General features: G+C 71.2%; 26 protein-coding genes. 5 read left to right on the top strand and 21 right to left on the bottom strand.

Annotated elements, in window-relative coordinates; all coding sequences use genetic code 11:
• Positions 1-102: 102 nt before the first annotated feature.
• The 10 genes from trpA to HNR40_RS13125 form a co-directional block, all read right to left on the bottom strand.
• Positions 103-903 (bottom strand): tryptophan synthase subunit alpha, encoded by an 801-nt coding sequence (gene trpA / locus HNR40_RS13170; protein WP_184960828.1) that lies wholly within the window; start codon positions 901-903, stop codon positions 103-105.
• An 11-nt stretch (positions 904-914) separates the two neighbouring features.
• On the bottom strand, positions 915-2,120 hold the full coding sequence (gene trpB, locus HNR40_RS13165) for a tryptophan synthase subunit beta (RefSeq protein ID WP_221340378.1): 1,206 nt from the start codon (positions 2,118-2,120) through the stop codon (positions 915-917).
• A gap of 38 nt (positions 2,121-2,158) precedes the next feature.
• Positions 2,159-2,977 (bottom strand): indole-3-glycerol phosphate synthase TrpC, encoded by an 819-nt coding sequence (gene trpC / locus HNR40_RS13160; protein ID WP_184960826.1) that lies wholly within the window; start codon positions 2,975-2,977, stop codon positions 2,159-2,161.
• A gap of 121 nt (positions 2,978-3,098) precedes the next feature.
• Complete coding sequence (locus HNR40_RS13155; protein WP_184960825.1) at positions 3,099-3,548, bottom strand: DUF2752 domain-containing protein; 450 nt, start codon at positions 3,546-3,548, stop codon at positions 3,099-3,101.
• A gap of 17 nt (positions 3,549-3,565) precedes the next feature.
• Positions 3,566-4,081: a CD225/dispanin family protein gene (locus HNR40_RS13150; RefSeq protein WP_184960823.1), complete on the bottom strand. Its 516-nt coding sequence runs from the start codon at positions 4,079-4,081 to the stop codon at positions 3,566-3,568.
• Between the two features lie 123 nt (positions 4,082-4,204).
• Positions 4,205-4,897 (bottom strand): DUF4190 domain-containing protein, encoded by a 693-nt coding sequence (locus HNR40_RS13145; RefSeq protein WP_184960821.1) that lies wholly within the window; start codon positions 4,895-4,897, stop codon positions 4,205-4,207.
• Positions 4,898-4,987: 90 nt separating this feature from the next.
• Complete coding sequence (locus tag HNR40_RS13140; protein ID WP_184960819.1) at positions 4,988-5,545, bottom strand: Trp biosynthesis-associated membrane protein; 558 nt, start codon at positions 5,543-5,545, stop codon at positions 4,988-4,990.
• A complete protein-coding gene (gene hisI, locus HNR40_RS13135; RefSeq protein ID WP_184960817.1) occupies positions 5,542-5,880 on the bottom strand; it encodes a phosphoribosyl-AMP cyclohydrolase in 339 nt (112 codons plus the stop codon). The genes HNR40_RS13140 and hisI overlap by 4 nt, the downstream gene beginning before the upstream one ends.
• A gap of 169 nt (positions 5,881-6,049) precedes the next feature.
• Positions 6,050-7,819 (bottom strand): ABC transporter ATP-binding protein, encoded by a 1,770-nt coding sequence (locus HNR40_RS13130; RefSeq protein ID WP_184960815.1) that lies wholly within the window; start codon positions 7,817-7,819, stop codon positions 6,050-6,052.
• A complete protein-coding gene (locus HNR40_RS13125) occupies positions 7,819-9,600 on the bottom strand; it encodes an ABC transporter ATP-binding protein (protein ID WP_184961650.1) in 1,782 nt (593 codons plus the stop codon). The genes HNR40_RS13130 and HNR40_RS13125 overlap by 1 nt, the downstream gene beginning before the upstream one ends.
• 116 nt (positions 9,601-9,716) lie before the next feature.
• Here HNR40_RS13125 and HNR40_RS13120 point away from each other — a divergent pair, with 116 nt between their 5' ends.
• Positions 9,717-10,346: a TIGR03085 family metal-binding protein gene (locus HNR40_RS13120; protein ID WP_184960814.1), complete on the top strand. Its 630-nt coding sequence runs from the start codon at positions 9,717-9,719 to the stop codon at positions 10,344-10,346.
• Here the strand turns inward: HNR40_RS13120 and HNR40_RS13115 are convergent.
• Positions 10,343-10,963, bottom strand: a complete 621-nt coding sequence (locus HNR40_RS13115) for a MerR family transcriptional regulator (protein WP_246509080.1) — start codon at positions 10,961-10,963, stop codon at positions 10,343-10,345. The genes HNR40_RS13120 and HNR40_RS13115 overlap by 4 nt on opposite strands.
• 516 nt (positions 10,964-11,479) lie before the next feature.
• Here HNR40_RS13115 and HNR40_RS13110 point away from each other — a divergent pair.
• Together HNR40_RS13110 and HNR40_RS13105 are read left to right on the top strand one after the other, a co-directional pair.
• A complete protein-coding gene (locus tag HNR40_RS13110; RefSeq protein WP_184960810.1) occupies positions 11,480-11,641 on the top strand; it encodes a hypothetical protein in 162 nt (53 codons plus the stop codon).
• Between the two features lie 61 nt (positions 11,642-11,702).
• The gene (locus HNR40_RS13105) at positions 11,703-13,061 is read left to right on the top strand and encodes a glutamine synthetase family protein (RefSeq protein WP_184960808.1); all 1,359 of its coding nucleotides are present in this window, start codon (positions 11,703-11,705) and stop codon (positions 13,059-13,061) included.
• 34 nt (positions 13,062-13,095) lie between these two features.
• Here the strand turns inward: HNR40_RS13105 and HNR40_RS13100 are convergent, their stop codons facing one another.
• From HNR40_RS13100 to hisD, 10 genes are read right to left on the bottom strand one after another with little or no spacing between them, the layout of a single operon-like run.
• Entirely contained in the window at positions 13,096-13,410 is a 315-nt protein-coding gene (locus HNR40_RS13100) for a nuclear transport factor 2 family protein (RefSeq protein WP_184960806.1), read from the bottom strand.
• Between the two features lie 8 nt (positions 13,411-13,418).
• Entirely contained in the window at positions 13,419-14,183 is a 765-nt protein-coding gene (gene hisF, locus HNR40_RS13095) for an imidazole glycerol phosphate synthase subunit HisF (RefSeq protein WP_184960805.1), read from the bottom strand.
• Positions 14,180-14,569, bottom strand: a complete 390-nt coding sequence (locus HNR40_RS13090) for a Rid family hydrolase (RefSeq protein ID WP_246509079.1) — start codon at positions 14,567-14,569, stop codon at positions 14,180-14,182. Before HNR40_RS13090 ends, hisF begins: the two co-directional genes overlap by 4 nt.
• 34 nt (positions 14,570-14,603) lie before the next feature.
• Entirely contained in the window at positions 14,604-15,326 is a 723-nt protein-coding gene (priA, locus tag HNR40_RS13085) for a bifunctional 1-(5-phosphoribosyl)-5-((5-phosphoribosylamino)methylideneamino)imidazole-4-carboxamide isomerase/phosphoribosylanthranilate isomerase PriA (protein ID WP_184960803.1), read from the bottom strand.
• The gene (locus HNR40_RS13080) at positions 15,327-15,656 is read right to left on the bottom strand and encodes a hypothetical protein (protein WP_184960802.1); all 330 of its coding nucleotides are present in this window, start codon (positions 15,654-15,656) and stop codon (positions 15,327-15,329) included. It abuts the gene before it with no gap.
• Between the two features lie 7 nt (positions 15,657-15,663).
• The gene (gene hisH, locus HNR40_RS13075; RefSeq protein WP_312896321.1) at positions 15,664-16,293 is read right to left on the bottom strand and encodes an imidazole glycerol phosphate synthase subunit HisH; all 630 of its coding nucleotides are present in this window, start codon (positions 16,291-16,293) and stop codon (positions 15,664-15,666) included.
• Positions 16,290-16,445, bottom strand: coding sequence for a CG2302 family histidine operon protein (locus tag HNR40_RS13070; RefSeq protein WP_184960798.1), 156 nt, complete (start codon positions 16,443-16,445; stop codon positions 16,290-16,292). The genes hisH and HNR40_RS13070 overlap by 4 nt, the downstream gene beginning before the upstream one ends.
• Positions 16,442-17,035 (bottom strand): imidazoleglycerol-phosphate dehydratase HisB, encoded by a 594-nt coding sequence (hisB, locus tag HNR40_RS13065; RefSeq protein WP_184960796.1) that lies wholly within the window; start codon positions 17,033-17,035, stop codon positions 16,442-16,444. The genes HNR40_RS13070 and hisB overlap by 4 nt, the downstream gene beginning before the upstream one ends.
• Entirely contained in the window at positions 17,032-18,102 is a 1,071-nt protein-coding gene (locus HNR40_RS13060) for a histidinol-phosphate transaminase (protein WP_184960794.1), read from the bottom strand. The genes hisB and HNR40_RS13060 overlap by 4 nt, the downstream gene beginning before the upstream one ends.
• Positions 18,099-19,409, bottom strand: coding sequence for a histidinol dehydrogenase (gene hisD, locus HNR40_RS13055; RefSeq protein WP_184960793.1), 1,311 nt, complete (start codon positions 19,407-19,409; stop codon positions 18,099-18,101). The genes HNR40_RS13060 and hisD overlap by 4 nt, the downstream gene beginning before the upstream one ends.
• A gap of 173 nt (positions 19,410-19,582) precedes the next feature.
• Between hisD and HNR40_RS13050 the strand changes: the two genes are divergently transcribed.
• Both HNR40_RS13050 and HNR40_RS13045 read left to right on the top strand, forming a co-directional pair.
• Positions 19,583-20,836, top strand: coding sequence for an MFS transporter (locus tag HNR40_RS13050; RefSeq protein WP_184960791.1), 1,254 nt, complete (start codon positions 19,583-19,585; stop codon positions 20,834-20,836).
• Entirely contained in the window at positions 20,833-22,302 is a 1,470-nt protein-coding gene (locus HNR40_RS13045; RefSeq protein WP_184960789.1) for an amidohydrolase family protein, read from the top strand. Before HNR40_RS13050 ends, HNR40_RS13045 begins: the two co-directional genes overlap by 4 nt.
• Positions 22,303-22,318 lie beyond the last annotated feature (16 nt).

Raw genomic sequence — 22,318 nt, 5'->3', positions numbered from 1 at the left:
GCCTTGTTGCACTTTTGCGCCGCAGCTCCGGTGAAAGCATGCACAAACGAAAAGCGCGGCCCCCGGGAAACCCTGGGTGGCCGCGCTTCGCCATACCGGAGATCAGACGTGGGAGCGGACCCCCGCGGCCATGTCGCGCGCCAGCTCGGCGCAGGCGGCGCGGCCCGCGGCCTCGTCGGGCGCGTCGAGCAGGCGGCGGATGAACGCGGAGCCGACGATGACGCCGTCGGCGTAGCCGGCCACCTCGGCCGCCTGCGCGCCGGTGCCGACGCCCAGACCCACGCAGACGGGCAGGTCGGTGTGGGCGCGGGTGCGCTCGACCAGGCCTTCGGCGGCCACGTTCACGCTCTCGCGGGCGCCTGTGACGCCCATGAGCGAGGCCGCGTAGACGAAGCCGGTGCAGCACTCGACCACGGCCTTGATGCGCTCCTCCGTGGAACTGGGCGCCACCAGGAAGACGGTGTCGATGCCCGCAGCCGCGGAGGCCTCGCGCCACGGCCCGGACTCCTCGGGCGTGAGGTCGGGCGTGATCGTGCCCACCCCGCCCGCACTGGCCAGGTCACGGGCGAAACGCTCGGCGCCGTAGCGGTCGATCGGGTTCCAGTAGGTCATGACGAGCGTGGCGGCGCCGGTGGCGGCCACCCCCTCGACCGTGCGGAACACGTCGGCGATGCGGGTGCCGTTGGTCAGCGAGCGGTGCACCGCGTCCTGGATGGTGGGACCGTCCATGAGCGGGTCGGAGTACGGCAGGCCGATCTCGATGACGTCGCAACCCGCCTCGACCAGGGCCGCGGCGGCGGTGATGGCGCCGTCCTTGGACGGGAACCCCGCGGGCAGATAGCCGACGAGCGCCGCCCGGTTGTCCGCCTTGGCCTTGGCGAACACCGTCTGAAGAGTGGTCATGATCGTGAACCCTAGAGGTTGAAGTACTTCATGGCGGTGCCCATGTCCTTGTCGCCGCGCCCGGAGAGGTTGACCAGGATGGTCGCCTCCGGGCCCAGTTCGCGGCCGAGCTTGAGCGCTCCGGCGAGCGCGTGGGAGGACTCGATCGCCGGGATGATGCCCTCGGTCCTGGCCAGCAGCGAGAACGCCTCCATGGCCTCGGCGTCGGTGATGCCGTGGTAGGTGGCGCGGCCGCTGTCCTTCAGCCAGGCGTGCTCGGGGCCGACGCCCGGGTAGTCGAGGCCGGCGGAGATCGAGTGGGACTCGATCGTCTGGCCCTCGTCGTCCTGGAGCACATAGGTGCGCGAGCCGTGCAGGACGCCGACCGAGCCGGCGGTCAGCGTGAGCGCGTGCTCGCCGCTGGCCAGGCCGTGGCCGCCCGCCTCGTAGCCGTGCAGCGCGACGTCCTTGTCGCCGATGAAGGCGTGGAAGATGCCGATGGCGTTGCTGCCGCCGCCGACGGCGGCGCAGATGGCGTTGGGCAGGGCGCCGGTCAGCTCCAGCATCTGGCGGCGCGCCTCCACGCCGATGATGCGGGCGAAGTCGCGCACGATCTCGGGGAAGGGATGCGGGCCCGCGACGGTGCCGAAGAGGTAGTGGGTGGTGTCGACGTTGGTGACCCAGTCGCGGAAGGCCTCGTTGATGGCGTCCTTGAGCGTCTGCGAGCCGTTGGTCACCGGGATCACGGTGGCGCCGAGCAACTTCATCCTGGCCACGTTGAGCGCCTGGCGCTCGCAGTCGACGGCGCCCATGTAGATGACGCACTCCAGGCCGAGCAGGGCCGCGGCGGTGGCGGTGGCCACGCCGTGCTGGCCCGCCCCGGTCTCGGCGATGACCCGCTTCTTGCCCAGGCGCTTGGTGAGCAGCGCCTGGCCCAGCACGTTGTTGATCTTGTGGGCGCCGGTGTGGGTCAGGTCCTCGCGCTTGAGGATGATCCGGGCGCCGCCGGCCTGCTCGCCGAAGCGCGGGACCTCGGTCAGCGTGGTGGGCCGGCCCGCGTACGTGCGCAGCAGGTGGTCGAACTCGCGCAGGAACCCCACGTCGTTCTTGGCCGTCTCGTAGACCGAGGCCACCTCGTCGAGCGCCGGGATGAGCGCCTCGGGCACGTAGCGGCCGCCGAAGATGCCGAACTTGCCGTGCACGTCGGGGTCGTTGCCATAAGCGCCGTTGCCGGCCAGGTCGGCGGCCGTGAGGATGGAGCCGTCTTGTGCCACTGCTATCCCTCTGATCCGTGGTCGGGGCGCGTCGCTGGGTGGGCGCCGGCGGTCACGAGCGCCTCCACGGCCTTGCGCGGGTCCTTGCCGGTGACCAGGCTCTCACCCACGAGGACGGCATCGGCGCCGCCGCGCGCGTAGGCGAGCAGGTCGTGCGGGCCGCGCACCCCGGATTCGGCGATCTTGATGATGTCGTCGGGGATCATCGGCGCGATCTTGCTGAAGACGTCGCGGTCGACCTCCAGCGTCTTCAGGTCGCGGGCGTTGATCCCGATGATCTTGGCCCCGGCCGCGATCGCGCGCTCGGTCTCCTCCACGGTGTGGACCTCGACCAGCGGCGCGAGCCCGATCGAGTCCGCCCGCTCGATCAGCGACACCAGCGCCTCCTGCTCCAGGGAGACGACCATGAGCAGCGCCAGGTCGGCGCCGTAGGCCCTGGCCTCCCACAGCTGGTAGGCGGTGAGGATGAAGTCTTTGCGCAGGATCGGGATGTCGACCCGGGCGCGCACGGCGGCCAGGTCGTCGAGGCTGCCGCCGAAGCGGCGCTGTTCGGTCAGCACGCTGATGACGTGCGCGCCGCCCGCTTCGTAGTCGGCGGCGAGCGCGGCCGGGTCGGCGATCGCGGCCAGCGCGCCCTTGGACGGGCTTGAGCGCTTGACCTCGGCGATCACCGACACCCGGTCGCCGCCCAGTGCCGCATAGGCGTCTCTGGGGGTGGGAGCCCGCCCTGCCCGTTCCTTGAGCTCGTCAAGCGACACGGCCTGCTGTCGTGTGGCCAGGTCCGCTCGCACCCCGTCGAGGATGTCGTCGAGCACACTCACGCGCTGGGGTCCCTCCGGTCGGCAGTGTTGGGGGCGGCTGAGAGTTCGCTTCGCGTCCGCTCCCGGCCTGCTCTTGCGATGGTATCGGCCCGGTCGCGCGTACCTCACCATCGGGGCCCGACTACGGAGCCAAAAAAGCCCCAAACGGAAGATTTCGCACGACCCAATAGACGATCACGACCGCGAGGAAGGCCCAGATGTAGCCGGGATGGGCCAGGGTCGTCCGCCTGGGTGACCCCTTCCACGACCGCACCAGCCACCGGCCCCACCAGAACAGCAGGAACGGCACGACCGCCACGGCCAGCGGATTGAGCCCGAGCGCGGCCACCGGGTCGAGGTGGGCCAGCGCGTGGATGGTCCGCAGCGTCCCGCAGCCGGGACAGAACAGCCCCGTGCCGAACGCCTGCTCGGTCAGCCACAGGAACGGGCAGGTCGGATAATGCCCCGGCTCGTTCGGGTCGACCGCGCCGACGAAGGCGAAGACCGCCGCCGTGCCCGCGGCGACACCGAGCGGCGGGAGCACGGCCTTCCAACGGTCCGCGGCCCGCCGCTCGAGGTTCGCAACGCTCATGAGGTCAAGTATCGCCTTTAGTACGACGAGTAGCTGCTGGACACGGCGGCCGCGATGATCACGAAGTAGATGATCAGGCCGATGATGAGCAGCACGTAGTAGATGATGCCGCCGATCAGCGCGCGCTTCCACCAGGTCTTCGCCTCCTCGGAGGCCAGCATCGCGCCCTGGTAGTCACCTGCCTGCCACTTCGAGTTGACCTGCGACGACTTCACGATCGACACGATGCCCAGCGGGAGGCAGCAGAAGATCGTGGTCAGGATCGCCCACACCAAGTGGTTGTCCGGCGGGTTCTGCCCGCCGCCGTAGCCGCCGGGCTGGCCGTAGCCGCCGCCGCTCGGGGGTTGCTGTCCATAACCGCCGCCCCCGGGAGGCTGCTCGCCGTAGCCCCCGCCGCTCGGAGGCTGCGCGCCGTAGCCTCCGCCGGGAGGCTGCTGGCCATAGCCGCCGCCGCTCGGCGGCTGCTGGCCGTATCCCCCACCGGGGGGCTGGGCACCGTAACCGCCGCTGCCGCCCTGGTTTCCGTAGCTCATGACTGGAGACTCCTCGTGTGGTGCTTGTGGCGAGTTGCCCGCCGCAGCATAGCGACCTACCACGCCCCACATGGGGAATTATCCGTCATAAGGATGATTTGTGACCTGACCGCAAGGAGGGTGTCAGTAGCTCGTGCCCGCCGCGCTCGCCAGCCCGAGCATCGCCAGGATGAAGCCGCCGAACACCAGCCAGCCGATGACCCACGCCACGATCGTCAGGTAGGAGGTGATCAGCCCGGCCACCGCCAGACCGTGCCCCTCGCCGCCGTTGCGCTTCACCTGGGCCAGCGCGACGTGGCCGCAGATCGCGCCCGGGATGCTGGTCAGGCCGCACAGGAACAGGCCGACGATGCCGAGGATCAGCGAGGTGATGGCCATGGCGTTCGTCTGGGCCGGAGGCTTGCCGTAGGCGGCGGGCTGGCCGTAGGCGGGCTGGGCGTAGACGGGCTGCTGGGCGTAGGCCTCCTGGGCCTGACCGTAGCCGCCGGAGGGCTGGCCGTAGCCGTAACCGGGCTGTTGCTGCCCGTAGGGATCCGGCTGGCCGTAACCGCCGCTGCCCGGCTGAGGCTGGCCGTAACCGCCCCCGCTGCCGGGCTGCTGGCCGTAGCCACCGCCGCTGCCGGGCTGCTGACCATAGCCACCGCCGCTGCCCGGCTGCTGGCCGTAACCGCCGCTGCCCGGCTGAGGCTGGCCGTAACCGCCGCCGCTGCCGGGCTGCTGCTCGTATCCGCCGCCGTTGCCCGGCTGCTGGCCGTATCCCCCGCCGGGCGGCTGCGCGCCGTAGCCACCGCTGCCGTCCTGGTTGCCGTAGGTCATGCTGCCGCGCCCTTCGTCATCGTGGCCCCTTGCACGGAAGCGTAGGTCTGGAACCTCGATCTGCACCGAAAGCCCCGGAAATTTCAGGACTCAGCTCGTGGGATCGTCGCCTCTGTCCAGAGCGTCCCACATCGAACGGTCATCCGCAGGCCGCTCCCCCGCCGGCCGCCGGTCGTAGCGGGCCGACATGGCCGTCCAACGCCCGCCGCGTACCACCGCCATCACGCCCCCCACCAGCACCAGCGCCGCACCGGCGCCCGCCACGACGGGCCAGAACACCTCGATCGTGTACGCCGGATCCGTCACCCCATGAAGCGCCGGAACATTCCTCGCCCACGCGGCGATCGGCCCCTGTGACAGCGCCGAGAAGGTGATCCACCCGAGGCCCGCGCCGCACAACCCCAGCAGCGCGCCCACGACGCGGCGCCCCACGCCCTTGGTCGCCAGCACCGCCACCACACCGGCCAGCGCCGCCAGCCCCACCGCGGTCAGGCCGCCGCTCAGGTCACCGCCCGTCCCGGCGGCGGTAACCCCGCCCGTCCCGGTGGCCGTCCCGGCCGCACGCACCCAGACGCGGCCCGCCGCCAGCAGCACCAGCAGGCAGCCCGCCGCGGTGGCCGCAGCCCAGACCCACGTCTCCCTGTTCACGGCAGCAGCGCGTCGGCGTCGAAGCACGTGCGGTCGCCCGTGTGGCAGGCGGCGCCCACCTGGTCCACCTTGAGCAGGACCGTGTCACCGTCGCAGTCGAGCGCCACCGCCTTCACGTGCTGGACGTGGCCGGAGGTGTTCCCCTTCACCCAGTACTCCTGGCGGCTGCGCGACCAGTAGGTGGCGCGGCCGGTGGTGAGCGTGCGATGCAGCGCCTCGTCGTCCATCCAGGCGAGCATGAGCACCTCGCCGGAGTCGTACTGCTGGACGATCGCGGGCACCAGCCCGTCGGGGCCGCGCTTGAGCCGCGCGGCGATGTCGGGATCCAGGGACATGCCGCCATTCAACCAGCCCAGCCCGCCGCTTCTTCCCCCACTCCCCACCCGCTTCACCGCCACGACGCTCGGGTCGCGGGCCCAGACCCCGGCATCCGGGTGCTGGAGAGCGGGGGCGGCGCCATGCAGGTGGGGTGCGAGGCCGAAGTGGCGAGATGGGCGGGGGTGGTCAGGAGTGGGCGGCGGAGATCCAGGAGGCGTGGAGTCCTGCGTAGACCCCCTCCTCTCGGACCAGGTCGGCGTGGGCGCCTCGCTGGACCAACCGGCCGGCGTCGAACACCAGGACCTCGTCCGCGTTCTCCGCCGTGGACAGCCGGTGGGCGATCGAGACGGCCGTGCGGCCCCTGGTGACGCCCTCCAGGGCGCGGGCCAGCCGTACCTCGGTGGCGGGGTCGACGGCGGAGGTGGCCTCGTCGAGCAGGAGGAGGTCGGGGTCGGCGAGGTAGGCGCGGGCCAGGGCGACGAGCTGGCGTTCGCCGGCCGACAGGGACTCGCCGCGCTGGCCTACCGGGGTGTCGAGGGCGGCGGGCAGGCCGTCCACCCAGTCGGCCAGGCCGAGCTCGGTCAGCGCGAGGCTGATCTCGGCGTCGGTCGCGGACGGCCGGCCGTACCGGATGTTGTCGGCGAGTGTGCCGTCGAACAGGAAGCCGTCCTGCGGCACCATCACGATGCGCTCGCGCAACGACGAGAAGCGGATCTCGCGCAGGTCGTGGCCGTCGATGGTGACGCGGCCCGCGGCGGGGTCCATGAGGCGGGTCAGGAGCTTGGCGAACGTCGTCTTGCCCGAGCCGGTCTCCCCCACGATCGCCACGCGCGAGCGCGGCGGGATCTCGACGGTGACCTCCTGCAGGACGGGTTCGCCGCCAGGGTAGGCGAAGTGCACGTCTTCGAACTTGACGGAGATGGGGCCGCGGGGCAGTTCCGCGCCCTTCTCGCCGGGGTCGGCCACGTCGGGCGGGGTGTCGAGGACGCCGAGGATGCGCCGCCAGCCGGCGACGGCGTTCTGGGCCTCGTTGAGCACTTCGGTGGCGATCTGGAGCGGCGAGACGAACAGGGTGACGAGGAACAGGAAGGCGACGAGCTTGCCCGCGGAGATGCCGCCGGACAGGCCGAGCTGGACGCCGAGCAGCACGATCCCGGCGATGGCCAGGGCGGCGACGATCTCCGTCAGCGGGAAGACGAAGCCGACGATCGTCTGGGCCCTGATCTGGGCGGAGCGGTTGGCGTCCACGCTGGTGTCGACGCGCTCGGCGGTGCGGCCCTCGGCGGCGTAGGCGCGGATCACGGCGGCGCCGACGACCGACTCGCTGACGGCGGCGAGCATGTCGCCGGTGCGTTCGCGGACGATCGTGTACGCCCGCGACAGCAACCGCTGGAACCGCGGCAGGGCGATCATCAGCGGGATGAAGCAGATCCACACCAGGAGGGTGAGCTGCCAGGAGTAGATGAACATGAGCACGGTGGCCACGAGCAGCTGCCCGAGCGCCACGATGATCATCAGGCCGCCCCACTGCATGAACGTGCTGATCTGGTCGACGTCGTTGGTGACGCGGGAGACCAGGGCACCGCGGCGTTCGGTGTTCTGGGTGAGCACCGACAGGTCGTGCACGTGCCGGAACCCGCGGACGCGCAGCGTCGCCAGGGAGGACTCGGTGGATTTGTAGAGGCGGACGTTCATCAGGTATCCGGCCAGGGCCGTCAGGATGACCGCGACGGCACAGATCGCCACCGCACCGAAGATGTATGAAAGATCGGGCTTGCCGCCCTTGATGCCGGTGTCGATCGTCTGCTGCACCGCGATCGGCACGATGATCTTGCCGACGGTGGCGACGACGGCCAGGGCCATCGTGCCGATCAGGCCGTTGCGGAACTCGGGCGTCAGCGACAGACCCCGTCGCACGGTGGCCAGCGCCGTGCGCTCCACTCCCTGCAGAGCCATCAGGCGCTCACCCCTTCTTGTTCGTCGGCCTCGATCGCGGCCCGCTCGGACTCCTCGCGCTCGTAGGCGGTCACGAGGTTGCGGTAGCCCTCGCAGCGGGCCAGGAGCTCCTCGTGGGTGCCCCGGTCGGCGACCCGGCCGCGCTCCAGGAAGACGACCTCGTCGGCCAAGGCGATCGTGGCCATCCGGTAGGCGACCACGACCGTGGTGGAGGATTCGGCGGAGTCGCGCAGGCCGTACAGGATCTTGGCCTCGACCTGCGGGTCCACGCTGGAGGTCGCGTCGTCGAGAATCAGCAGGCGCGGCCTGCGCACGATCGCGCGGGCCAGCGCGACGCGCTGGCGCTGGCCGCCGGACAGGGTGGTGCCGCGCTCGCCGACGCGGGTGTCGAGGCCGTCGGCCAGCCGCGCGACGAAGCCGTCCGCCTGCGCCAGCCGCAGCGCCGCCCACACCTCCTCGTCGGTGACGTCCAGGCCGAGAGCGACGTTGCCGCGCACGGTGTCGTCGAACAGGAACGTCTGCTGCGGCACCAGCGCCGCCGAGCGGGCGATCGCGCCGTAGGCCAGCTCGCGCAGGTCCTCGCCGTCGAGCCTGACCTCGCCGGCGGCCGGGTCCACCAGCCGCACCAGCAGCTGTGTGAGCGTGGACTTGCCCGACCCGGTGGGTCCCACCAGCGCCACGGTACGGCCGGCCGCCACGTCGAAGCTCACCCCGTGCAGCACCTCGCTGTCGCCGTAGGCGTAGGAGACGTCGTCGACCTGGAGGGACGCGGGCCGCGTGCCGGCGGGTTCGGCGGAGCCGTACTCCATGGAGCCGCTCGCGTCGAGCACGGCCTGCACCCGCGTCCAGCCGACCACGCTGCGGGGCAGTTCCGCGAGCACCCAGCCGAGCGCCCTGATCGGGAACGACAGCAACGTGAACAGGTAGGCCACCTGCACCAGCTCACCCGAGTTGATCGAGCCGGACGACAGCCGCATCGCGCCCACGGCCAGCACGATCAGCACACCGAGCGTGGGCAAGGCCTCCAGCATGGGGTCGAACAGGCCGCGCACCCGTCCGACCGCGATGTTGGCGTCCCGCAGCTCGTGCGCGCGCCGCTGGAAGCGCTCGGTCTCCAGCGCCTCGCGGCCGAGCGTCTTGACGACGAGCGCGCCGTCGAAGCTCTCGTGCGCGATCTCGCTGACCTCGGCCCGGAGTTGCTGGGCGCGGGTGGCGAGTGGGCTGAGCTTGCGCTGATAAATCAGATTCAGTACGGCTATCGCCGGAAAAATCAGGAAACCGACCAGCGCCAGGGCCGGGTCGGTGAACACCATCGCGATCGCGGCCGTGATCAGCATGACGATCACGCCCACCGCCATCGGCAGCGGGGCCAGCGGCGCCCAGGCCGCCTCGGCGTCGGCGCTGGCGTTCGACAGCAGCTGGCCGGTGGGGTGCTGGTGGTGCCAGGACAGGGGCAGCCGCAGGTACTGCTTGGTGACGTCGCGGCGCGAGCGCGCCTGCATGCGGTACTGGACGACACCGGCGAAGATGCGCCGGCCCGCCACGCCGATCGACTTGAGCAGCGCGGTGCCCATGATCAGCAGGGTGGCCGACCAGAGCACGCCTGAGGTGATGTCGCCCTTCTCGAAAGCGGGCAGGACGGCGTTCTCCGTCGCCCAGCCCAGGGCCCACGCCGAGGCCACGGTCATGCCGCCGTACAGGCCGCTGGCCAGGACGGCGATCGCGAACACCGCCTTCTCCGTGCGGATGGCCACCCCAAGGACGCCCAGTCCTTGACGCATCACGGCCGAGGTGACCTTGCTCGCCACTCGGGGGGATTCCTTCCCAACGGGGATATTTCTACATAGTGCCTATCACGGCTGATCACCCCGTTATTCCCACAGGTAGGCTGGGCCCCGTGACTCACGCCCGTGCCGAACGCTCCGCGATCTGCGATCTGCTCGACCAGACCGGCCCCGACGCGCCCACCCTGTGCACCGGGTGGGCGACCTACGACCTGGCCGCCCACCTGGTTCTGCGGGAACGCCGCCCGGACGCGGCGGCCGGCATCGCGCTCCGGCCGCTGGCCGGATACACCGCCTCGGTGCAGAACGGCCTGAAGGCCCAGCATCCCTTCCCCGAACTGGTCGGGATGGTCCGCAAGCCCGGCGGCTTCTACGGGCTGCTGCCGTTCCTGGACGAGGCGGTCAACACGCTGGAGTTCTTCGTCCACCACGAGGACATCCGGCGCGCCCAGCCCGGATGGGAGCCGCGCCGGCTGTCCGACGACTTCGAGCGCCTCATCTGGAAGCGGCTGGCCATGGGAGCCCGCCTCATGCTGCGTAAATCGCCCGTGGGAGTAGTGCTCCACCGGCTGGGCGGGGGCGTCGCGCTGGGCGGGGCGCAGGAAGGACCCAAGGTCGAGGTGACCGGGCGGGCGGGGGACCTGCTGCTGTTCTGCTTCGGCCGCCAGCAGCACGCCCGCGTGGACCTCACCGGCGACGAGGACGCCGTGGCCCGCCTGCTCAACGCCTCCCTCGGCGTCTAGAAGTCGAAGGCCCGCTGCGACATGTGCTCCTGCGCCACCCGCCGCAGGGCGCCCACGATGGCGTCGCCCAGGCGGGTGCCGAGGGCGACGATCTCAACCGCCTGCTCGCGGTCCTCGACCGCGCCCATCACCCGCAGGTCCACCTCGGCGACACGCTCGGCGGCGTCGGCGTAGTCGCCCAGCGCCGCCACCATGTCCTGGCGGCCCAGCTCGTCCAGCACGGCCAGCACGCCCACCAGGGTGCCGATGGCGGGGTTGCGGCCGGCGTCCTGCCACCCCTTGCGCTCCAGCAGCTCGGCCACGATCCGCTCCGCCCGGTCGCGAACAGGTCCGGGGCGGGGGTCGTCGTGCGTGGTGACGGTCTTCTGCGCCTCCCCCATCAGCTCGAACAGGGCGACGCCCGGGTTGTCGAGGCGGACGGTGAGCTCACGGATGGCGGCGATGCCGAGCCCGCCGTACTCGATGAGCGCGCGCACGAGCCGTAGCCGCTTCACGTGCTCGGGCCCGTAGTCGGCCTGGTTACGGCCGACCGGGCGGCCCGGCGCCAGCAGTCCCTCCCGCAGGTAGTACTTGATCGTCGGGACCGGGACCCCGGTCGTCTCGCACAGCTCCGCCATCCGCACGCCTTGCTCCTCCCTTGCCAGTGTTGGATAGCTTAGCTATAGATAGCGGAGAGCTTCACTATCCACTCGCGCTCTGCGGCTTGGCCACGGCCGCGCTCTCACTCGTCACCGGCGCCACTCTGCCCATCGGCGCCCCACACGCCCCCGTGGGCCACGCCGCTGAACTTCGCCGCCCACTCCTTCACCCGGGCCTGGTGGCCGCGGTGTGGGATCTTTTCGGGGGCCGCTGGACCCAGCTCGACAGCCGCGAATGCGGCCTTCACCCCCTGCTGAGGGCCCCTGTTCCGTTCCTCACGACCCTGCCTTCTCCACCGCCCCGGCCCTCTACCTGGGACTCCGTCTCACGTCTCGGAATTACGGCGTGGCAGGCGCACCCCGAGGCTACAAAGCCCGTACCATGACGTAGGAAAGACGCCCCCCGGTTATGATCAAGAACATCTTCACAGAAGATGCCAGTGATCGCCCAGATCCGGGTATATACGGCTGGGAATGGACTGCAGGAGGCCCCCCATGCAGGTCAAGAAGGTGGTCACATACGTCGCGGTGGCGTTCGTGATCTTCTACTTGTTCACCCGGCCGGCCCAAGCCGCCGCCGCCGTGAACGGCGTGTTCGACGGAATCGTCAATGGAGCGAACCAACTGGCCGTGTTCTTCACCAACGTTCTCAACTGAGGAACGTCTTCGTCTGCGGAAGTCGCTTCCTTGAGCTGCCGGTTCGTGCTACGCAGACAGGATGGAAGATCGTCAGAGCGTCACCAGGGTCCATCAGCCTGATCCCGCCGTCAACCGCATTCTGGAACGCGCGGAGATCGATGGGATCGAGCTGATCCGATTCCTCTACGCCGACCACGGCGGTGTCATCCGTGGCAAGGCGGCGTCGCGGTCACGGCTGGCCGAGCGACTGGAGACGGGGATCGGCCACACGGTGGCCATGATGGCGATGAACATGCTCGACCAGCTCCAGGAGGTCGAGCAGCTGGGACCCGTCGGCGAGGTCAGGCTCGTGCCTGACCCCGCGACCTTCGTGCCGCTGCCTTACGCGCCCGGCGCCGCCGCGATGCTGGCTGACCAGCGCCAGGCCGACGGCAGCCCGTGGGACGCCTGCCCGCGCACCTTCCTCAAGGACGCCGTGGCCATCCTCGACCGTGAGGGCTACACGCTGGAGGCCGCCTTCGAGCCGGAGTTCACGCTCGGCCGCCGCCAGCCCGACCCCAGCGGCGGACCCGACCGGCTCGTCCCCCTCGACGACACCCTCTGCTACGCCGCCACCGGCTTCGACACCGCCCACGACTACACGATGAGCCTCATGCACGCCCTCGAGAAACAGGGACTCCAGGTCGAGCACTACCACCCGGAACTCGGCCCCGGCCAGCAAGAACTCTCCATACGCCACGCTCCCGCCCTGCGCGCCGCCGACAACCACGTCATCTACCGCGAGACCGTGCGCGGCGTGGCCGTCCGCATGGGCATGTGGGCCTCGCTGGCCCCCAAACCCCTGGCCGCACAAGCCGGAAACGGCGCCCACCTGCACCTCTCGCTGTGGCGCGAGGGCCGCAACCTGTTCGCCGACGACGACGTGCGCGGCTGGTTCGTCGGCGGCCTGCTCGCCCACCTGCCCGCCCTGACCGCGCTCACCTGCGGCAGCGTCAACAGCTTCCGCCGCCTGGGCCCGCGCATGTGGTCCAGCGGCTACGCCGTCCACGGGCCGGACAACCGCGAGGCGGCGGTCCGCGTGTGCTCCCCGCTGGGCGCCGGCGGCGAGACCAACCTGGAGCTCAAGCCCTCGGACTCCTCGGCCAACCCGTACCTGTCGCTGGGCGCGGTCATCCACGCCGGGCTGGACGGCATCCGCCGCAAGCTCGACCCGGGCGAGCCGGTCACCGTCGACCCCGACACCGAGCCGGACCGGCACCCGCGCCTGCCCGCCACGCTGACCGAGGCGCTGGACGCGCTGGAGGCCGACGAGGTGCTGATGGCCGCCCTGGGCGACCTGCGCGCCCGCGCGTACCTGGCGGTCAAACGCTCGGAGGCGGCGGCGTTCGGCGAACACGACGCCGCCTTCGAGCTCTACAACCACATACGAGCCTTCTAGCCCCGCACGTGCCTTCAGGACCTGAAGGCGCTCTCTATGCCTGGCCGGTCTCGAAGCGCTGGATCTTCGAGCCGTCCGGGGTGAGGGTGAAGCGCCAGCGGGTCTTCATCTCGCCCCACGTGTCGTTGCGGAACCGGGCGAGCATCGACAGCCCGTCCGGCTCCTGCGACTCGACGGTGAAATGGCCACCGGCCGAGAAGATCTCCCGCTCGGTCCACTGGCCGAGGTCGCGGTCGGAACCGTCGTCGGACATGGTGGCGTCCGGGGCCAGAAGCGCCTCGAACGCCGCCTTGTCACCTTCGTTGATGGCGGCGACGAACGCCGCCACCACCGGGTTGTTAGCGGTCATACCGCCAGTTATCCCCGGACGGGGTATCCCGCCGTCCGCAGAGTGTCCTTGACCTCGGAGATCTTCAGCGTGCCGAAGTGGAACACCGAGGCCGCCAGCACCGCGTCGGCGCCCTCCGCTACCGCCGGCGGGAAGTCCTCCAGCCGGCCGGCGCCGCCGCTGGCGATCACCGGGACCCGGACCGCGGCTCGCACGGCCCGGATCATCTCCAGGTCGTAGCCGTCCAGGGTGCCGTCGCCGTCCATCGAGTTGAGCAGGATCTCGCCCACGCCCAGTTCCTCGCCGCGGGCCGCCCACTCGACGGCGTCGATCCCGGTGCCCCGGCGGCCGCCGTGGGTGGTGACCTCGAAGCCGCTGGCCGTACCGGGAGCACGCCGCGCGTCCACCGACAGCACCACGCACTGCGCGCCGAAGCGGCGCGAGCACTCCGTCAGCAGTTCGGGACGGGCGATCGCGGCGGTGTTCAGCGACACCTTGTCCGCGCCCGCCCGCAGCAGCCGGTTGACGTCCTCGACCGCGCGGATGCCGCCGCCCACGGTCAGCGGGATGAACACCTGCTCGGCGGTCCTGCGGACCACGTCGAGCATCGTCTCCCGCTCACCCGACGAAGCGGTGATGTCGAGGAAGGTGAGCTCGTCGGCGCCCTCGGCGTCATAGCGCCGCGCCAGCTCGACAGGGTCGCCCGCGTCGCGCAGGTTCTCGAAGTTGACGCCCTTGACCACGCGTCCCGCGTCCACGTCCAGACACGGGATGACTCGTACCGCGACCGTCATGCTCTCTGCGCCTCGATCTCGATCTCGACCAGCATCCGCGGGTCGACCAGTCCGGCCACCCGTACGCCCGTGCACGCCGGCCGCACCCGGCCGAACACCTCGGCGATCGCGGAGCCGACCTGGTCGAAGTGGCGGTGCTCGACGACGTAGTACCGAACCATGACGACGTCGTCGCGGGTCAGCCCACCCGCCTCGACCGCCTCCAGGGCGATGCTCATCGCCGTCATGCTCTGCCAGTAGGGATCGCCGACGTGCTGGACCTCGCCGTCGACGGTGGCCGTGCAGCCGGAGACGACCACCCGGTCGCCCACGACCACGGCTCTCGCGTAGCCGTAGCGCTCCTCCCAGATTCCGCCCGAGAACACCCTCGTCCCGGTTCTTTCCATGCTCACGCTGCCCATCACGCCCCCTCCCAACGAACTAAACGCGGACCGCATCCAGCGCGTTCTCCAGCGTGAACGCCCGGGCGTAGAGCGCCCGGCCCACGATGGCGCCCTCCAGCCCCTGCGACACCAGGCCGGACAACGCCACCAGGTCATCGAGGCTGGAGACGCCGCCGCTGGCCACGACCGGCCGCTCGGTGCGCGAGCAGAACTCGCGCAGCAGCTCCAGGTTCGGGCCGCGCAGCGTGCCGTCCTTGGTCACGTCGGTCACCACGTAACGCGGGCAGCCGTCGGCCTCCAGCCGTTCGAGCGTCTGCCACAGGTCGCCGGCCTCCTTCGTCCAGCCCCGGGTGGCGATCGTGGTGCCGCGCACGTCGAGGCCGACCGCGATCTTGTCGCCGTGCTCGGCGATGATCTTCCGGCACCAGTCCGGGTTCTCCAGCGCGGCGGTGCCGATGTTGACCCGGCGGCAGCCGGTGGCCAGCGCCGCCTTCAGCGACTCGTCGTCGCGGATGCCGCCCGACAGCTCCACGTTCACCTCCAGCCGCTCGATGACCTCGGCGATCTGCGCGTGGTTGCTGCCCCGGCCGAAGGCGGCGTCGAGATCCACCAGGTGGATCCACTCCGCACCCGCCTCCTGCCAGGCCAGCGCGGCGGCGAGCGGGTCGCCGTAGCCGGTTTCGGTTCCGGCCTCACCCTGAACCAGGCGTACGGCCTGGCCGCCCACCACGTCCACGGCCGGGAGCAACACAAGCGACATTCAGATCCTCCGGTTGAAGGCAAGGGTCACGAAGACAGGGACGAACAACACCGAGAAGACGAGCACGCCGAAACTCACCGCCGGCGCCCGCCAGATCAGCCACACCAGCAGTTGCACGAGCAGGAAGACGCCGATCACGACGGCGTTCTGGACACGATGGCGGCGGGCCAGCAGGCCGCCCTGGCGGGCGAAGCGCACCGGCCGGGGAACCAGCCGGCCGAGGCGGGCACGGCGGCGCGCCGCCCGCGCCTGCCGTACCTCGTTGCGCCGCATCGCCTGCGCGCGCTCGGCCTCGCGCACGGCGCGCCGCCGCGCACGTTCCTTGCTCACCGCGTGTTCACAGGGTGCCGGCCCAGTTCTTGAGCAGGGCGGCTCCCGCGTCCCCGGACTTCTCCGGGTGGAACTGGGCGGCCATGAGCGGCCCGTTTTCCACGGCGGCCACGAACGGCACGCCGTGCTCGGCCCAGGTGACCAGCGGCTGGCCGAAGCCGTCGCCGGGCACCAGTTCCCACTCGCGTACGCCGTAGGAGTGCACGAAGTAGAAGCGCTCCTCCTCGATCCCGGCGAACAGCACGCTGCCATCGGGCACCTTGACGGTGTTCCAGCCCATGTGCGGCAGGACCGGCGCCTCCAGCCGCTCGACCGTGCCCGGCCACTCGCCGCAGCCCTCGGTCTCCACGCCGTGCTCCACACCCCGCGCGAACAGCACCTGCATGCCGACGCAGATGCCCAGCACCGGCCGGCCGCCGGCGAGCCTGCGCCCGACGATCTCGTCGCCGCGCACGCCCTTGAGCCCGGCCATGCACGCCGCGAACGCGCCCACCCCGGGCACGACCAGCCCTTCGGCGTTCAGCGCCGTGTCGTAGTCGGCGGTCACCGTCACCTGGGCGCCGGTCCTGGCCAGCGCGCGCTCGGCGGAGCGCAGGTTGCCGGAGCCGTAGTCGAGCACCACGACGTTCTTGCTCACCACCACAGCACCCCCGCCGTGATCGCCATGACGCCGCCGAGGGCGCAGAACACCGCACCGAGCTTCAGCCCCTGCTTGAACAGCGAGAACACCCCGCCGAACAGGAAGAGCCCGATGAACACCATCGCATAAGCGATCATGTTCTCGCTCATAGGACACCCTTGGTGGACGGCACCCCGCTGGCGCGCGGGTCGCGCTCGCTGGCCGCGCGCAGCGCGCGGGCCAGCGCCTTGAACTGCGCCTCCACGATGTGGTGGGCGTTGCGGCCGTAGGGGACGCGCACGTGCAGGCAGATCGCCGCCTGCGCCACGAACGACTCCAGGATGTGCCTGGTCATCGTCGTGTCGTAGGAAGGGCCGATCATCGGCGCCATGCCCTCGGGCTCGGAGTGCACGAGGTACGGCCGGCCGGACAGATCGACCGTCACGTTGGCCAGCGCCTCGTCCAGCGGGCACGACGCGTCACCGAACCGCCGCAGGCCCGACTTGTCGCCCAGCGCCTGCCGGAACGCCGCGCCCAAGGCCAGCGCCGTGTCCTCCATCGTGTGGTGGGAGTCGATGTGGAGGTCGCCCTCGGTCTTGACGGTCAGGTCGAACAACCCGTGCTTGCCCAGCTGGTTGAGCATGTGGTCGAAGAAGCCCACCCCGGTGGACACCTCGACCTGACCCGTGCCGTCGAGGTCCACCTCGACCAGCACCGTCGTCTCCTTGGTGGCCCTCTCCACGCGGCCGATACGGCTCACAGAACTCCCTCCAGAGCGGCGCGGAACGCCGCCATCTCCTCGCCGGTGCCGATCGAGACCCGCAGCCACTGCGGTGGCCCGACCTCGCGGATGAGCACTCCCCGCTCCAGGAGCCCCCGCCACACCGCCTCACGATTTGCGAACCGTCCGAACAACACGAAATTGGCGTCCGAATCGGCGACCGTCAACCCCTGACCGCGCAGCCATTCCACCGTGGCATCGCGCTCGCGCCGCAGCGCCGCCACCCCGCCGAGCAACTCCTCGCGGTGGCGCAGCGCCGTACGCGCCGCGGCCTGCGTCAGCGTCGACAGGTGGTACGGCAGGCGGACCAGCAGCAACGCCTGCACCACCACCGGATGCGCGGCCAGATACCCCACCCGCGTCCCGGCCATAGCGAACGCCTTCGACATCGTGCGCGTCACGATCAGCCGGGGGAACTCCGGCAGCAGCGTCAGCGCCGACGCCGTGCCCTCCCGGGCGAACTCGGCGTAGGCCTCGTCCACGACGACCATGCCCGGCGCCGCCTCCAGCACCGCCCGGATCGTGGCCAGCGGCAGCGAGGTGCCCGTCGGGTTGTTCGGCGAGGTCAGGAAGACGATGTCGGGCCGGTGCTCCTCGATCGCGGCGACCGCCTTGCCCGGATCGAGCGTGAAGTCCTCCTCACGCGTGCCGTCGACCCACTCGGTGCTCGTGCCCGAGGTGATGATCGGGTGCATCGAGTAGGACGGCTCGAAGCCCAGCGCGGTGCGGCCGTGGCCGCCGAACGCCTGCAGGATCTGCTGGAGCACCTCGTTGGAGCCGTTGGCCGCCCACACCTGCTCGCCGCTCAGCCCGTGGCCGAGGTATCCGGCCAGCTCCGCGCGCAGCTCCACGGCGTCGCGGTCGGGGTAACGGTTGAGGGTCGAGGCACTCTTGCGCACCTCCTCGGCCAGGTCGTCGACCAGGGCCTTGGAGGGCGGGTAGGGGTTCTCGTTGGTGTTGAGCCGGATCGGGACGTCGATCTGGGGCGCGCCATAAGGCGTCTTCCCCCTGAGGTCGTCGCGCAGCGGCAGGTCTTCCAGCCTCACGGGTTAGGCACTTCCCAGTCGAAACGGGCGCGGACCGCCGCGCCGTGTGCGGGCAGGTCTTCGGCGTCGGCCAGCACCGACACGTGCGCGGCGGCGCCCGCCAGCGCCTCCCGGGTGTAGTCGACCACGTGGATGCCGCGCAGGAACGACTGCACCGACAGCCCGCTGGAGTGGCAGGCGCAGCCGCCGGTCGGCAGCACGTGGTTGGACCCGGCGAGGTAGTCGCCCAGCGAGACCGGCGCGTAGGTGCCCACGAAGATCGCCCCCGCGTTGCGCACCCGCGCCGCCACCGCGGCGGCGTCGGCGGTGTGGATCTCCAGGTGCTCGGCCGCGTAGGCGTCGACCACCTTCAGCCCGGCCTCGACGTCCGAGACCAGCACGATGCCCGACTGCCGGCCGCCCAGCGCCTCGGCGATGCGCTCGCTGTGCTTGGTCGCCGCGACCTGGCCAGGCAGCTCCTTCTCCACCGCCTCGGCCAGCTCCACGCTGTCGGTGACCAGCACCGCGGCGGCGATCACGTCGTGCTCGGCCTGGCTGATCAGGTCGGCGGCCACGTGCACCGGGTCGGCCGTGGAGTCGGCCAGGATCGCGATCTCGGTCGGGCCCGCCTCGGAGTCGATGCCGATGCGGCCCTTCAGCAGCCGCTTGGCCGCCGCCACCCAGATGTTGCCGGGGCCGGTGACCATGGTCGCCGGCGCGCACTCCTCGGTGCCGTAGGCGAACATCGCCACCGCCTGCGCGCCGCCCACGTTGTAGACCTCGTCGACGCCCAGCAGCGCGCAGGCCGCCAGGATCGTCGGGTGCGGCAGCCCGCCGAAGTCGCGCTGCGCCGGGCTGGTGACCGCCAGCGAGGCGACCCCCGCCTCCTGCGCGGGAACCACGTTCATGACCACGCTCGACGGGTAGACCGCCCGGCCGCCCGGCACGTAGAGCCCCACCCGCTCGACCGGCACCCAGCGCTCGGTGACCGTGCCACCCGGGACCACCTCGGTGGTCGTGTCGTTGCGCCGCTGGTCGCGGTGGACCTTCCTGGCCCGCCTGATCGACTCCTCCAGCGCCGCCCGCACCCTCGGGTCGAGCTCGGCCAGGGCCCGGTCGATCTCCTCCTTCGCCACGCGCGTGGAGGCGATCTCGACACCGTCGAACCTGGCGGTCAGCTCCCGTACGGCTGCCGCCCCACGATGGCGCACGTCCTCGCAGATGGGCCGCACCTTCTCCAGGGCGGCCTCGACGTCGAGCTCGGCGCGGGGCAGCACGTCGCGCAGGTTCTCCGGCAGGGAACCTCGCATGTCGATACGGGAAATCACCCTCCCTAGTCTACGGAGTCCCGCAGCCCATCCCCGTATCGTCCACGATGCGGACGGTTTGTACGCCAGCACAGCGCGTGGCCGACGACTTGGTGGTCCAGCACGAAGCACAAACGCGGGCAGGAGGCGGAGGGTTACCCAAAGCGATCCGAGGCCCAGGAGGAACCACCCGCATGGGACTGGCCGAAACCACCGGCACCATGACATCGACGCAGGTGCGCAAGACCGCCGCGCTGACCGTCGGCCTGCTCATGGGCGTGTGGGTGATCGACTACATCGACCGCGTCATGATGGCGGTCGCCCTGCCGTTCATCGGGGCCGAGTACGACCTCAGCAAGACCGAGCAAGGCTGGCTCATCACCGTCTTCTCCCTGGTCTACCTGCTGTGCCAGGTGCCCGGCGGCATCCTCGCCGACCGCTACGGCGCCCGCCGCCAGCTCATGGTCTCCCTCGTGCTGTGGTCGATCTTCACCGCGCTCACCGGCCTGGCCTGGGGCCTGGGGGCGCTGCTGGTCATCAGGGCGTTGTTCGGCGTCGGCCAGGGACTGTTCCCCGGCGCCTCGTTCAAGGCCATGGCCGAACGCACCACCCCCGAGAGCCGCGCCACGGCCGCCGGGTCGATGCTGGCCGCCAACCAGCTCGGCGCCGGCGTGGCCCCGCTCATCGTGGCGCCCCTCATCCTCCTGCTCGGCTGGCGGCACACCTTCTGGGTCACCGCCGTCGCCGGAGTGATCATCGGCTTCATGCTGTGGAAGATGCTGCCACCCGCGCTGCCCTCCCACCTCAACGGCTCCGACCGCGCCGAACGCCAGGGCGTGCCCCTGTCCCTCGTGCTGCGCTCGGCCTCGGTGTGGAAGTTCGCCGCGCTGTTCTGCGCCGCCAACATGCTCGGCTACGGGATGATGACCTGGGTCCCCAGCTACCTGCTGGAGGAACGCGGCATCTCGCTCATCAGCACCGGCTTCATGAGCGCCGTCCCCAGCCTGGTCATGTGCGCGACCACGTTCGTCGGCGGCTGGTTGTTCGACCGCTACTTCCACAACCGCGCCCGGCTCTTCGTCATCCCCCTGCTGCTGCTCACCGCGCTCCTGCTGGTGGTCATGCTCCAGGCCGAGACGGCCATCGGCTTCACCGTCTACCAGACGCTCGCCCTGGGCGTGGCGGGCCTGTCCACCATGGGCGTGCTCGGCATGCCGTTCCGCGCGCTGCCGCCCGCCGTCGTCGGCTCCGGCATGGGCGTCGTCAACGTCGGCGGCCAGGTCGCCGGCGTGCTCGCCCCCGTCCTCATGGGCCTGCTCGTCGACAAGGTCTCCTACACCGCCGCCTTCGGCCTGCTCATCGCCACCACGGTGCTGGCCGCGCTGATCGCCGTCATCGTCCCGCAACGCCCGGAACAGTTCACCTTCGGCACCAAGGAGACCGCGTGACCGCGTACGACCTCGTCCTCGCCAACGGCCGGGCCATCGACCCCGAGACCGGCCTCGACGCCGTGCGCGACATCGGCATCACCGGCGGCGTCATCCGCGCCGTCTCACCGACGCCGCTCACCGGCACGACCCGCGTCGACCTCGGCGGCCTGGTCGTCTGCCCCGGCTTCATCGACCTGCACAGCCACACCATGGACGTCGCCGGGCACCGCCTGCAGGCCCTCGACGGCGTCACCACCGTGCTCGAACTCGAAGCCGGCGCCTACCCCGTCGGCGCCGCCTACCACAAGGCCGCCCAGCAGGGCCGGCCGCTCAACTACGGCTTCGCCACCTCCTGGGGCATCGCCCGCATGGCCGTGCTCCTCGGGCTGGAGGCCGGTGGCGACATCGAGGAGTTCCTCGCCCACATCGGCCACGAGGACTGGCAGCGCCCCGCGGCCCGCCCGGTCGTGGACCGCATCCTCGCCATGCTGGAAGGCGACCTCGCCGACGGCGCGCTCGGCATCGGCGTCCTCGTCGGCTACGCCCCGCGCGTGGACCCGTCCGAATACCTCGCCGTGGCCGCGCTGGCCGCCCGCCACAACCTGCCGACCTACACCCACGCCCGCGAACTCGTCGAGCAGGACCCCACCACGCCCATCGACGGCGCCGAGGAAGTGGTGCGCGCCGCCGCCGAGACCGGCGCCCACATGCACTACTGCCACGTCAACAGCACCTCGATCCGGCACGTGGACCGGGTGCTCGGCCTCGTGGAGAAGGTCCGCGCCGAAGGCTCGCGCGTCACCACCGAGGCCTACCCCTACGGCGCCGGCATGACCGGCGTCGGCGCCGCCTTCCTCGCCCCCGAGATCCTGCACCGGCGCGGACTGACCGCCCACTCCATCGGCCTGCTCGGCGCCGAGGGCCGCCTGGCCGACGAGGAGGCCCTGCGCGCCGCCCGCCGCGACACCCCGGGAGCCGCCGCGTTCGTCCACCTCCTCGACGAGGACGACCCTGCCGCCTTCGACTACATCCAGCGGGCGCTCGCCTTCCCCGACGCCGCCGTCGCCACCGACGCCGTGCCACTGCTGTGGCGCTCGGGCGCGCCCGACCCCCTCGCCTGGCCGCTGGCCCCCGACGCCGTCACCCACCCGCGTACGGCCGGCACCTACGGCCGCACGCTGCGCCGCCTCGTCCGCGAGAACGCCGTCCTCGGCCTGCAGGAGGCCATCAGGCGCTGCACGCTGGTGCCCGCCGACGTCGTCGGCTCCGGTGTGCCCGCGATGCTCCGCAAGGGCCGCGTACAGGTGGGCTGCGACGCCGACCTCACCGTCTTCGACCCGGAGACCGTCACCGACCGCGCCACCTACACCGACACCGCCCAGGGCTCATCCGGTTTCGTCCACGTCGTCGTCGCCGGCGACTTCGTGGTCAGGGACTCGGAGATCGTCACCACGGCCTTCCCCGGCCGCCCGGTCAGAGCCTGACGCCGGACCCGGGGCC

Source organism: Nonomuraea endophytica, assembly GCF_014203235.1.
Classification (GTDB): domain Bacteria; phylum Actinomycetota; class Actinomycetes; order Streptosporangiales; family Streptosporangiaceae; genus Nonomuraea; species Nonomuraea endophytica.
Note: the sequence above shows the minus strand (reverse complement) of the source record. Positions and strands in the feature narration are given on the sequence as shown.

Excerpts from the sequence above, each read along its gene's own strand:
- trpA (WP_184960828.1), bottom strand. The coding sequence starts at position 903 with ATGACCACTCTTCAGACGGTGTTCGCCAAGGCCAAGGCGGACAACCGG.
- HNR40_RS13155 (WP_184960825.1), bottom strand. The coding sequence starts at position 3,548 with ATGAGCGTTGCGAACCTCGAGCGGCGGGCCGCGGACCGTTGGAAGGCC.
- HNR40_RS13150 (WP_184960823.1), bottom strand. The coding sequence starts at position 4,081 with ATGAGCTACGGAAACCAGGGCGGCAGCGGCGGTTACGGTGCCCAGCCC.
- HNR40_RS13145 (WP_184960821.1), bottom strand. The coding sequence starts at position 4,897 with ATGACCTACGGCAACCAGGACGGCAGCGGTGGCTACGGCGCGCAGCCG.
- hisI (WP_184960817.1), bottom strand. The coding sequence starts at position 5,880 with ATGTCCCTGGATCCCGACATCGCCGCGCGGCTCAAGCGCGGCCCCGAC.
- HNR40_RS13130 (WP_184960815.1), bottom strand. The coding sequence starts at position 7,819 with ATGGCTCTGCAGGGAGTGGAGCGCACGGCGCTGGCCACCGTGCGACGG.
- HNR40_RS13125 (WP_184961650.1), bottom strand. The coding sequence starts at position 9,600 with ATGCGTCAAGGACTGGGCGTCCTTGGGGTGGCCATCCGCACGGAGAAG.
- HNR40_RS13115 (WP_246509080.1), bottom strand. The coding sequence starts at position 10,963 with ATGGCGGAGCTGTGCGAGACGACCGGGGTCCCGGTCCCGACGATCAAG.
- HNR40_RS13110 (WP_184960810.1), top strand. The coding sequence starts at position 11,480 with ATGCAGGTCAAGAAGGTGGTCACATACGTCGCGGTGGCGTTCGTGATC.
- HNR40_RS13105 (WP_184960808.1), top strand. The coding sequence starts at position 11,703 with ATGGAAGATCGTCAGAGCGTCACCAGGGTCCATCAGCCTGATCCCGCC.
- HNR40_RS13100 (WP_184960806.1), bottom strand. The coding sequence starts at position 13,410 with ATGACCGCTAACAACCCGGTGGTGGCGGCGTTCGTCGCCGCCATCAAC.
- hisF (WP_184960805.1), bottom strand. The coding sequence starts at position 14,183 with ATGACGGTCGCGGTACGAGTCATCCCGTGTCTGGACGTGGACGCGGGA.
- HNR40_RS13090 (WP_246509079.1), bottom strand. The coding sequence starts at position 14,569 with ATGGAAAGAACCGGGACGAGGGTGTTCTCGGGCGGAATCTGGGAGGAG.
- priA (WP_184960803.1), bottom strand. The coding sequence starts at position 15,326 with ATGTCGCTTGTGTTGCTCCCGGCCGTGGACGTGGTGGGCGGCCAGGCC.
- HNR40_RS13070 (WP_184960798.1), bottom strand. The coding sequence starts at position 16,445 with ATGAGCGAGAACATGATCGCTTATGCGATGGTGTTCATCGGGCTCTTC.
- HNR40_RS13050 (WP_184960791.1), top strand. The coding sequence starts at position 19,583 with ATGGGACTGGCCGAAACCACCGGCACCATGACATCGACGCAGGTGCGC.